At 60.9% G+C, this 10,153-nt stretch carries 9 protein-coding genes; 6 read left to right on the top strand and 3 right to left on the bottom strand.

Going from position 1 to position 10,153, the window contains the following annotated elements:
• Positions 1-34: 34 nt before the first annotated feature.
• Entirely contained in the window at positions 35-1,168 is a 1,134-nt protein-coding gene (locus B3E94_RS24130; RefSeq protein WP_286915518.1) for an aminotransferase class V-fold PLP-dependent enzyme, read from the bottom strand.
• 276 nt (positions 1,169-1,444) lie between these two features.
• On the opposite strand from B3E94_RS24130, the gene B3E94_RS24125 reads away from it, so the two are divergent.
• The 4 genes from B3E94_RS24125 (at position 1,445) to B3E94_RS24110 (ending at position 4,908) form a co-directional block, all read left to right on the top strand.
• Positions 1,445-2,149, top strand: coding sequence for an SDR family oxidoreductase (locus tag B3E94_RS24125; RefSeq protein ID WP_286915517.1), 705 nt, complete (start codon positions 1,445-1,447; stop codon positions 2,147-2,149).
• Between the two features lie 52 nt (positions 2,150-2,201).
• The gene (locus B3E94_RS24120; RefSeq protein WP_286915516.1) at positions 2,202-2,756 is read left to right on the top strand and encodes a pyridoxamine 5'-phosphate oxidase family protein; all 555 of its coding nucleotides are present in this window, start codon (positions 2,202-2,204) and stop codon (positions 2,754-2,756) included.
• 16 nt (positions 2,757-2,772) lie between these two features.
• A complete protein-coding gene (locus B3E94_RS24115; RefSeq protein ID WP_176511513.1) occupies positions 2,773-3,165 on the top strand; it encodes a Rid family detoxifying hydrolase in 393 nt (130 codons plus the stop codon).
• Positions 3,166-3,264: 99 nt separating this feature from the next.
• Positions 3,265-4,908: an acetolactate synthase large subunit gene (locus tag B3E94_RS24110; RefSeq protein WP_286915515.1), complete on the top strand. Its 1,644-nt coding sequence runs from the start codon at positions 3,265-3,267 to the stop codon at positions 4,906-4,908.
• A 110-nt stretch (positions 4,909-5,018) separates the two neighbouring features.
• Here B3E94_RS24110 and B3E94_RS24105 read toward each other — a convergent pair whose 3' ends face one another.
• Positions 5,019-6,719: a peptidoglycan D,D-transpeptidase FtsI family protein gene (locus tag B3E94_RS24105; RefSeq protein WP_286915514.1), complete on the bottom strand. Its 1,701-nt coding sequence runs from the start codon at positions 6,717-6,719 to the stop codon at positions 5,019-5,021.
• A gap of 21 nt (positions 6,720-6,740) precedes the next feature.
• Positions 6,741-7,058 carry a peptidoglycan-binding domain-containing protein gene (locus tag B3E94_RS24100; protein ID WP_286915513.1) on the bottom strand — a complete coding sequence of 106 codons (318 nt, stop codon included), beginning with the start codon at positions 7,056-7,058 and terminating at the stop codon, positions 6,741-6,743.
• Positions 7,059-7,170: 112 nt separating this feature from the next.
• Between B3E94_RS24100 and B3E94_RS24095 the strand changes: the two genes are divergently transcribed.
• Both B3E94_RS24095 and mrdA read left to right on the top strand, forming a co-directional pair.
• Positions 7,171-8,082, top strand: a complete 912-nt coding sequence (locus tag B3E94_RS24095) for a LysR family transcriptional regulator (RefSeq protein ID WP_286915512.1) — start codon at positions 7,171-7,173, stop codon at positions 8,080-8,082.
• Between the two features lie 136 nt (positions 8,083-8,218).
• A complete protein-coding gene (gene mrdA / locus B3E94_RS24090; protein WP_286915511.1) occupies positions 8,219-10,129 on the top strand; it encodes a penicillin-binding protein 2 in 1,911 nt (636 codons plus the stop codon).
• Positions 10,130-10,153 lie beyond the last annotated feature (24 nt).

Here is a 10,153-nt window from a genome sequence, read left to right as displayed (position 1 = left end):
CCCAAAGCAGACACCTGCAACCCATTAGGCGGGCTTAGTTCACCATCACTTCGTCCAGCGCCTGTTCAAGGATGCTGACCGTGCGCTCGATATTGCGCACTTTCTCAAGGCCGAACAAACCAATGCGAAAAGTCTGGAAGTCGGCCGGTTCGTCACATTGCAACGGCACCCCGGCGGCTATCTGCAGGCCGTGCTCGGCAAACTTCTTACCGTTCTTGATATCACCATCATCGGTATAGCTCACCACAACGCCCGGGGCCTGGAACCCGGCGGCGGCCACGCTTCTGAAGCCTTTGCCGGTCAGCAGGGCACGCACGCGATTACCCAGCGCCTGTTGCTCGTCGCGCAGCTTGTCGAAACCGTAGGCGTGCATCTCGTTCATCACATCGCTGAACCGCGCGAGCGCGTCACTGGGCATGGTCGCATGGTAGGCATGGCCGCCCTGCTCGTAGGCCTGCATGATCTGCAGCCACTTTTTCAGGTCGCAGGCAAAGCTACTGCTTTGCGTCTGCTCAATGCGCTCCAGGGCCAGGGCACTGAGCATCACCAGGGCGCAGCAAGGCGAGGCGCTCCAGCCTTTCTGCGGTGCACTGATCAGCAGGTCGACTGCGCACTTGTGCATATCGACCCATAGCGTGCCTGAGGCAATGCAGTCCAGCACGAATAGCCCACCCACCGCATGCACGGCGTCGCCGACGGCGCGCAGGTATTCGTCGGGCAGGATGATCCCTGATGCGGTTTCAACGTGGGGGGCAAAGACAACCTGGGGCTTGTGCGCCTCGATGGCTGCCAGCACTTCGTCCAGCAGCGGGGGTGCGTAGGCTGCCTGGCGGCCCGTGTCGACCGGTCGCGCCTTCAGCACCGTGATGGCCGCCGGGATGTTGCCCACCTCGAGGATCTGGCTCCAGCGATAACTGAACCAGCCGTTGCGGATCACCAGGCATTGCTTGCCGGTGGCGAACTGTCGCGCTACCGATTCCATGCCGAAGGTGCCGCTGCCCGGCACTACCGCAACGGCCTGGGCGTTGTAGACCTGTTTCAGGGTCGTGGAAATGTTCCTCATCACGCCTTGAAAGGTCTGCGACATGTGATTGAGCGAGCGATCGGTGTAGACCACCGAATACTCGACCAGCCCCTCAGGATCAATACTGGGATAGAGCTTCGACATGGGGTGACTCCTTTGGCAGGGATGCCATGGGTATGGCCGGCCCTAAGCTTTTGCAGTGCGTACTTGGCGTTCAAGTTAGCAGATTCAAAGCGTCATGCTGCGTGCGATCCCGGTCGCCGGCTGGCGGTGGTCAACCGTCGATACGCTTCACCTGAATACTGTTGGCCGATAGATTTTCTACTGTAATTTAAAAGACTTGCTGTCTCTCTGAGAAAGACTGAGCGCCGCTACTCTCATTCCACAAACAACCTATCCACACTTCACTCAGGAGGATCTATGACAGTAGAAAAAGTAGCAATCGTCACGGCCGGTGGTAGCGGTATGGGGGCGGCAGCTGCACGCAGACTGGCTGCCGATGGCTTCAATGTCGGTATTCTTTCTTCCTCTGGCAAAGGCGAGGCACTGGCGCAGGAGCTCGGCGGTATTGGCGTAACCGGCAGTAACCAGTCAATCGAAGATCTGCAGCGCCTGGTCGACGCCGTCATTCAGAAATGGGGCCGTATCGATGTGTTGGTCAACAGCGCCGGCCATGGCCCGCGGGCACCGATCCTCGAGATCAGCGATGAAGATTGGCACCAGGGCATGGAGACTTACCTGCTCAACGTCATTCGCCCTGCACGACTGGTGACGCCGTACATGCAGCGCCAGAACGGCGGTGCGATCATCAACATATCTACGGCATGGGCGTTCGAGCCAAGCGAACTGTTCCCAACCTCGGCGGTTTTCCGTGCCGGCCTGGCGTCGTTCAGCAAGATCTTTGCTGACAAGTATGCCGCCGACAACATTCGCATCAATAACGTGTTGCCGGGCTGGATCGACAGTCTTCCTGCTACTGAACAACGTCGCGAAGGTGTGCCACTCAAGCGCTATGGCACCAGCGAAGAAATTGCCGCCACCATCGCCTTCCTGGCGAGCGACGGGGCCGCCTACATTACCGGCCAGAACATCAAGGTCGACGGCGGCGTTACCCGCAGCGTCTGAGTATCTCCGGGCCGCACACGGTACGCGGCCCTTTCTCCTCTAGGCGATTGCCATGCTTGATCTGATATTGGCCAAGGTCTGGTCGGGTTTATCCATACCGGTTGGCAGTACGCCAAATCCATTTCGCTTGATGCAACTGGCCACCGTCGATATCGACGGGCAACCCAAGGTAAGCACGGTGGTCTTGCGCCATGCCGATGAGTCGACGAGGTCGATCCTCTTTTATGCGGACAAGCGCTCGGCGAAGCTCGCAGAGATACGTGCCGAACCCAGAGTCGCTATGACCTGCGTAGATCCGACCGGCAAGCTGCAGCTTCGAATGGAAGGCCTGGCTGAACCTGTGTCGGATGTTTCGCGCCTTGCCCAGCACTGGCAGCAGGCCCGAGCCAGTACCCAGGCGCTCTTTCGCCATGGTCGCCTGCCAGGCGAGGCGATTTCTTCACCTTGCGCAGTTTATGAAACGCACGTGGAGGGTTTTGAAAATTTCGCACTGGTGGTTGTCCATTTGAGAAAAATCGAGTGGCTCGACCTTTCCCAGAATATCCACCAGCGGGCCCGCTTCATTTTGCAAGACGAGCATTGGCAGGCAGGTTGGCTCGCCCCCTAAGACAGGATCAAATCTGATGAGCAGAATCGCTATCCACAGTGATCAGGCGCCGAAAGCTATCGGCCCGTATTCGCAAGCCGTGCGCATGGGTGACCTGGTTTTCCTGACCGGGCAAATCGCGCTTCACCCTGAAAAGATGGAATTGGCGCAAGGGATCGAAGCCCAAACCGTTCAGGTGCTCGAGAACCTGCAGGCCGTCGCACAGGCCGCAGGCGGTAGTTTTGTTGACGTAGGGAAACTCACTATCTACCTCACGGAACTCTCGCACTTTGCTGCCGTGAACGAAATCATGAGCCGTTACTTTGCAGCGCCTTACCCCGCACGCGCCACGGTCGGCGTGTCGGCGCTCGCACTGAATGCTTTGGTTGCCATTGACGCCACCCTGGTACTTCCCCGAATGGCCGAATAATCCAGGCGTTTGCTCTTTTCCATGAAACTCATTCGGCACCGGGTAAAGGCCTCGTCCTCTGCCCGCGTGGCTCACTCTCGACAGTGGCAGGACCAATAGATGGCCAAGGCAGCTGATCTCGTTGTGCAATGTTTGGAAAGTGAAGGTGTTGAGTATGTGTTCGGCATCCCCGGGGAGGAAAATCTCGATCTGCTGGAATCCCTGCGTAAATCCAGGATCAAGTTGGTACTGACTCGTCACGAGCAGTCTGCAGGTTTCATGGCAGCTACCTATGGGCGCCTGACCGGCAAGACTGGCGTCAGCCTGTCAACCTTAGGCCCCGGCGCGACCAACCTGGTCACCGCCAGCGCCTATGCATATCTAGGCGGCATGCCGATGATGATGATCACCGGCCAGAAGCCGATCAAGAAGTCCAAGCAGGGCCGCTTCCAGATCATCGATGTGTGCGACATGATGGCCCCCATCACCAAGTACACCCACCAGCTCGCCTCCGCCGACAACATCCCGTCGCGCATGCGTGAAGCGTTCCGCCTGGCCGAGGAAGAAAAGCCGGGCGCGGTGCACCTGGAGCTGCCGGAAGACATCGCCGCCGAGCAGACCGATGCGTTACCGATCCCTCAGAGCCTCCACCGTCGGCCGTTAGCCGAGCACAAGGCGATCGAAGCGGCCGTTGAGAAGCTGCACAAAGCCCGCAACCCTCTGCTGGTGATCGGCGCCGGTGCGAACCGCAAGATGACCGCCAAAGTCCTCAAGCAACTCATCGACGAGACTCGCATCCCGTTCATCACTACCCAAATGGGCAAAGGTGTGGTTGACGAGCGCCATCCCTGCTTCCTCGGTAATGCCGCGCTGTCGTCCGGTGATTTTGTACACCGTGCAATCGAAGCCGCCGACCTGATCGTCAACATCGGCCATGACGTGATCGAGAAGCCGCCGTTCTTCATGGTTCGCGGTGGCACTGAAGTCATTCACATCAACTTCCGTGCCGCCGAAGTCGACGCCGTGTACTTCCCTCAGATCGAAGTGATTGGCGACATCGCCAACGCTGTGTGGCAGATCCATGAAGCCCTGGCTGACACCTCGCACTGGGACTTCACCCGTCTGATGGCCATCCGTGAAGCAAACGAAACGCAGATCTCTGAAGGCGCTGACGACGCACGCTTCCCCGTCTATCCGCAACGCCTGGTTGCCGACCTCCGTCGCGTACTGCCGTCCGAAGGCATCGTTGCCCTGGACAACGGCATCTACAAGATCTGGTTCGCGCGCAACTACAAGGCCCACAAGCCCAACACCGTGCTGCTCGACAACGCCCTGGCAACCATGGGCGCCGGCCTGCCATCGGCGATGGCCGCGCACCTGGTGTACCCGGATCGCCCGGTGATCTCGGTATGTGGCGACGGCGGCTTCATGATGAACAGCCAGGAGCTGGAAACCGCAGTACGCCTGGGCATGCACATCACCGTGGTGATCCTGCGTGACGACGGCTACGGCATGATCCGCTGGAAACAGGCCAACATGGGCTTCACCGATTTCGGCCTGGACTACGGTAATCCGGACTTCGTCAAATACGCCGAAGCCTATGGTGCCAATGGCCACCGCGTGGAAAGCGCCGAAGGCTTGCTGGCGCTGCTCGAGCACTGCATAAAGACCCCAGGCGTGCACGTGATCGACTGCCCGGTCGACTACAGCGAGAACGACCGCATCTTGAACATCGATATCCGCGAGCGCAGCGCGGCGGTGTGAAGCGCCCATCGCCGGCAAGCCGGCTCCCACAGTACAGCGCAGGCCTGAAGGCCGGTGATATTCCTGTGGGAGCCGGCTTGCCGGCGATGAGGCCGGTACTGGCCGCAGGGTCAGGGCAGATTATCCGGTGCGATGTTGTACAGCCGAAGCGCCTGCGCCATGACCTTGCTGAAAACCGGCGCCGATACCAGCCCGCCGAAATAGCCGTGCGTGGACGGGTTGTCGATCATCACGACCACCACGAACTTCGGCGCGGCGGCAGGGCCGAACCCGGCGAACATCGCCCTGTACGCCTTGTGCTGGTAGCCCTTGCTGGTGGCGCTGGGCCGCCTGGCCGTACCGCTCTTGCCGCCCACGTGGTAGCCCGGCACCTTGGCCCGATAAATGCCCCTGGGCGCTTCGACAACCTGTACCAGCATGTGCTTCAGCGCATTGGCCACCGGTGCCGGCATCGCCTGACGTGCCTGCGCAGGTTCGCTGACACGCAGCAGCGAGACCGGCACACTTCTGCCGCCATTGACCAGGGTCGCGTAGGCCTTGGCCAGCTGCACGGCGGTAACGGAAACGCCGTAGCCGTAGGACATCGCCGCGGTTTCCGCCTCGCGCCACTGGCGTCGGCTGGGCAGCACGCCCGAACGCTCCCCGGGAAACGCCGTACCGGTCGTCTGCCCCAGGCCCACCCGCTGCAGCAGGCCATGAATCGTCTCGCCGCCAATGTCGAATGCCACCTGGCTGATCGCAACGTTGCTGGAGCGCACCAGGATCCCCGCCATGTCCAGCCGCTCGCCGGCGGTGCGCGAGGCATCACGGATGGTGAACCTGCCCACCTTCAGGCTGCCGGTTTTCACCAGCACGGTGTCGGACGGTTTCCAGCGCCCGCTTTCCAGTGCAGCGGCCACCGAGAACGGTTTCATCGTCGAGGCCGGCTCGAACACATCCACCAGCGCCCGGTTTCTCATCGCTGATGGGCTGGCCTGTGCACAGTTGTTGGGGTTGTAGCTGGGGTAGTTGGCCAGGGCCAGCAGCTCCCCGGTCTCGACGTCGAGGATCACGACACTTCCCGCGTCGGCACCATTGTCGGCCACGGCCTTGGCCAACTCGCGGCTTGCCAGGTACTGCAAGCGTATGTCCAGGGACAGCGCCAGGTCCTGCGCCTGTTTTGCAGGCCGGCTCACGCCCAGGTCCTGGATCACCTGCCCCCTGCGGTCCTTGACCACATGCTGCCTGCCGCTGACCCCACGTAGCGCCTGATCGTAGGCCAGCTCCACGCCCTCGCTGCCGTTGTTGTCGATATCGGTAAAACCGACGACCTGCGCGGCGATGGCACCTGCAGGATAGAAGCGCTGCGACTCCTCCAGGCTGTAGATGCCCTTGATGTGCTGTTGATGAACGACCTGCAACACCTGCCCGGCCCGTTCAGGGGGCAGGCGCCTGCGCAGGTAGAAAAACGCCTTGTGGCGGTTTTGCGCAAAGCGCTTTTCGAGCGTCGCAAGCGGCATCTGCAACGCCTGGGCGAGCGACGGCCATTTGGCCTGCTCGGCAGACAGTTCACGCATGTCGGCCCACAGGGTCACCACGGGGGTGCTGACAGCCAGCGGGTGCCCGGCGCGGTCGGTGATCACCCCTCGGGGCGCAGGGTGGGTCAGATAACGCAGGCTGCGCGCATCACCCTGTTGGCGCAGGAAGGCGTTATCGACGATTTGCAGCTCGACAATGCGCCAGCACAGCGTCAACGCAAGGATAAGTACAAGGCCGACCACGAGCCTGAACCGCCACGGATAACCGGGCAGCGTTCTAGAAGGGGAACGCATCTAAACACTCACAGCGATGAATCAGGGCAACAGCCAGGCGGGGGGTTCAATACCGAGCCATTCCAGAAGTTGCACATTGACGCTCCCGGTCAAGGGCAACGCGTGGTCCAACTGCAACAGATAGATGGCCTCTTGTGTTTCGCTGCCAAACAAACCATCGATATCGCCTTGATAATAGTTGTGCCCCTGCAGCGCGACTTGAAGTTCAGTTATCAATTGCTTGCCAAGCGGCGTCACTACACTGCCGTGCAACTCACCTTGCGGCGCGATGGAGGCGGCATTCAATGTGCCGACAGCAATAGCCAGCAGTAAGACCGCAATAACTTTGCTCGCGTTCATCAATATCAATTTACCTGCCCAACCAATAACCGACTCAAGCACTAGCTATCTATTTGCCGGGCATTGTCCGCACCCCTATACTATTAATCAATCAACTATCAAGATATCTGATATGAACAGTTTTGATATCGAAAGTGTCGACCTGAACCTGCTCAGGGTTTTCGTCGCCCTGATCGAAGAAGGCGGCGCCAGCCGCGCGGCCATACGCCTGGGCGTCACCCAGCCTGCGGTCAGTGCCGCACTTGGCCGCCTGCGAGAGATCTACGCCGACCCGTTGTTCGAGCGCACCGGCCGTGGCCTGCGCCCGACCCGGCGCGCCAACGAGCTGGCACCGCTGATTGGCGAGGCCCTCAATTGCTGCCGGCAAGCCCTTGCACTTTCAGGCGGTGACCAGGACATCAAGGGCAGGACGATCACCCTCGGTTTGTCCGATGACAGTGAAATCGCCCTGGGCCAAAGCCTGGTAGCGCAGATCGACGAGCACCTGCAGGGCTTGCGGGTGATTTTTCGGCAGACCCACAGCGGCCTGGTCCAGGACATGCTGATGCGTCACCAGATAGACATCGCCTTGTCGGCGGGCGGGATGTCGTCGCCGCTGATCGCCCGGCAGCGCCTTGGCCGGGGCAATTACCTGGGCATTGCCGATGCCGACAACACCCTGCCCACCACCGCCGAAGACTACGCCCAGCGGCCCCACCTGCTGGTCTCGTCGGCGGGTTTCGTCGGCATCGTCGACGAAGGCTTGAATGCCGTGGGCTACAAACGCCGTATCCACGCCTCGACCTCGCATTTTGCCGCCGTGCCGTTTCTGCTGATGGGCTCGAAACTGATCACCACGGTGCCAACCCATGCGGCACGCGCCATGGAAAGGGTCAGCACGCTGCAAACATTCCCCTGCCCCGTGCCCATGCCCTCCTACGACCTGGAAATCGGCACGCGAGTGGGCAGCAAGCACGACATCACGCTGCAAAGGGTCAAGGCGATGATTATCGAGCTGGTGGATAAAACCTTTTGCCTGACCTGAGCCCGCAATAGCCCTTGTGTGACATCAACCGGGTTGATATCAGATAGCCCGAAGTGCGCATTGATGAATACTTCACGCGCCTTAGAATAAAAAACCCAAAAGCGTAAGGCCTGCAAAAAGCGGTAAGTATTTTCAAATGACACATCCCACCGAACTACAGGACAGGGAAGCCAGCCACAGGATTGTAAAAACAAGAATTATCGCCAGCGCCATACTGGTCCTGACCCTGACAACCGCACTGGTGTGCCGGTTGTACTTCCTGCAAGTCACTCAGCATGATCTACACGTTGCGGTCGCAGAAAAAAACCGCGTGCATGTGCGGCCACTCGCAGCAGCACGGGGCATCATCTATGACCGCAACAACGTCGTGCTGGCCGACAACATCCCCACCTTCAACCTGACCATCACCCGCGAACGCGCGGGCGATACCAAGGCCGTGGTCAGCCAGTTGTGCCAGGTGCTGGGTTTGAGCGCCGGTCAACGCGACAAGCTGGACCGGGCCTTGCACCGCAGGGGCAGAGCCTTCGAGCCCGTGGTGTTGATGACGGACCTCACCGAACAGCAGATCGCACGGGTGGCAGTGAATCAATTTCAACTGCCGGGCGTAGATGTTCACGCGCAGTTTTCACGGGTGTACCCGTTGGCCGAACACTTCGCCCATTCGGTGGGTTATGTCGGGCGCATCAATGAAAAAGAGTACAAGCAACTCGACCACGCAAAATACCTGAGCACGGAACAGATCGGCAAAACCGGCATCGAGCGCTTCTATGAAGACGCCCTGCATGGCCAGATGGGTTTCGAAGAAGTGGAAACCAATGCGCAAGGCAAGGTGATCCGCGTGCTGGGCCGGCACAACCCGACCCCGGGCCAGGACATCGTGCTGACCATCGACGCGTCACTGCAAGGTGCTGCCGAGCAGGCCCTGGGCGACCGGCGTGGCGCTGTGGTCGCACTGGACCCGGCAACCGGCGAAGTGCTGGCCATGGTCAGCCGGCCCAGCTTCGACCCCAACCCTTTCGTCAAGGGCATCACCACCCCGGCCTACGCAGCCTTGCGCGATTCAGCCGACATGCCGCTGTTCAACCGCGTGCTACGCGGCCTCTACCCCCCGGCCTCGACCATCAAACCGATGGTGCTGGTTGCAGGGCTGGACAGTGGCGTCATCACCCCCTCCCAGCGGGTATTCGACCGTGGCTATTACGAGCTGCCCAACTACCGGCACAAGTATCGCAACTGGAATCGGGCAGGCGACGGCTGGGTGGATATGTACGACGCGATCATGCGCTCCAATGACACCTACTTCTACGACCTGGCCCACAGGCTGGGTATCGAGCGGTTGCACAGCTACCTCACCGCGTTCGGCCTGGGGCAGCGGGTGTCGATCGACCTGTTCGAGGAAGCGCCCGGGCTGATGCCCTCCCCAGCCTGGAAGCGCGCCACCCGCCGCCAGCAGTGGTACCCCGGCGAAACGCTGATCGCCGGCATCGGCCAGGGCTATGTGCAGATGACGCCGCTGCAGATGGCCCAGGCCACCAGCCTGATTGCCAGCAGAGGCATCTGGCATCGGCCGCACCTGGCGCTGTCGATTGGCGGGCAAAAACCGGCCGACCCCCACCCGCTGCCCAACATCACCCTGAAAAACCCCGACACCTGGCGCGAGGTGGCAAAGGGCATGGAGATGGTCATGCACAACCCGCGCGGTGCCGGGCGCCGGGCAGCCCAAGGCGCGCCCTACCGAATGGCCGGCAAGAGTGGCACCGCGCAGGTCATCGCGATCAGGCAGGGCGAGCGCTACAACCGCAACAAGACCCGCGAACGCCACCGCGACAACGCTCTTTTCGTCGCCTTTGCCCCCGCGCAACGCCCGGCCATCGTGGTCGCCGTGATGATCGAGAACGGCGAAGCCGGGGCCCGGGTCGCAGGGCCGGTGGTCAGGAAGGTCATGGACGCCTGGCTACTGGATGCACACGGGCAGCTCAAACCGCAATTCGACGTCGCGCATGCCCTGCAACACGCCTCGACCGACGCACGCGTTGGAATGCTCTAACGCTCCCCCACCGCCATCGAAATA

The sequence above is a fragment of the Pseudomonas sp. UBA6315 genome, assembly GCF_002438125.1.
GTDB lineage: Bacteria > Pseudomonadota > Gammaproteobacteria > Pseudomonadales > Pseudomonadaceae > Aquipseudomonas > Aquipseudomonas faucium.
The sequence above is the reverse complement of the archived record's forward strand: the minus strand, read 5'-3'. Positions and strand labels throughout refer to the sequence as shown.

What these genes read in the sequence shown, in the direction of transcription:
- B3E94_RS24130 (WP_286915518.1), bottom strand. Translation starts at nt 1,168, where the DNA reads ATGTCGAAGCTCTATCCCAGTATTGATCCTGAGGGGCTGGTCGAGTAT.
- B3E94_RS24125 (WP_286915517.1), top strand. Translation starts at nt 1,445, where the DNA reads ATGACAGTAGAAAAAGTAGCAATCGTCACGGCCGGTGGTAGCGGTATG.
- B3E94_RS24120 (WP_286915516.1), top strand. Translation starts at nt 2,202, where the DNA reads ATGCTTGATCTGATATTGGCCAAGGTCTGGTCGGGTTTATCCATACCG.
- B3E94_RS24115 (WP_176511513.1), top strand. Translation starts at nt 2,773, where the DNA reads ATGAGCAGAATCGCTATCCACAGTGATCAGGCGCCGAAAGCTATCGGC.
- B3E94_RS24110 (WP_286915515.1), top strand. Translation starts at nt 3,265, where the DNA reads ATGGCCAAGGCAGCTGATCTCGTTGTGCAATGTTTGGAAAGTGAAGGT.
- B3E94_RS24105 (WP_286915514.1), bottom strand. Translation starts at nt 6,719, where the DNA reads ATGCGTTCCCCTTCTAGAACGCTGCCCGGTTATCCGTGGCGGTTCAGG.
- B3E94_RS24100 (WP_286915513.1), bottom strand. Translation starts at nt 7,058, where the DNA reads ATGAACGCGAGCAAAGTTATTGCGGTCTTACTGCTGGCTATTGCTGTC.
- B3E94_RS24095 (WP_286915512.1), top strand. Translation starts at nt 7,171, where the DNA reads ATGAACAGTTTTGATATCGAAAGTGTCGACCTGAACCTGCTCAGGGTT.
- mrdA (WP_286915511.1), top strand. Translation starts at nt 8,219, where the DNA reads ATGACACATCCCACCGAACTACAGGACAGGGAAGCCAGCCACAGGATT.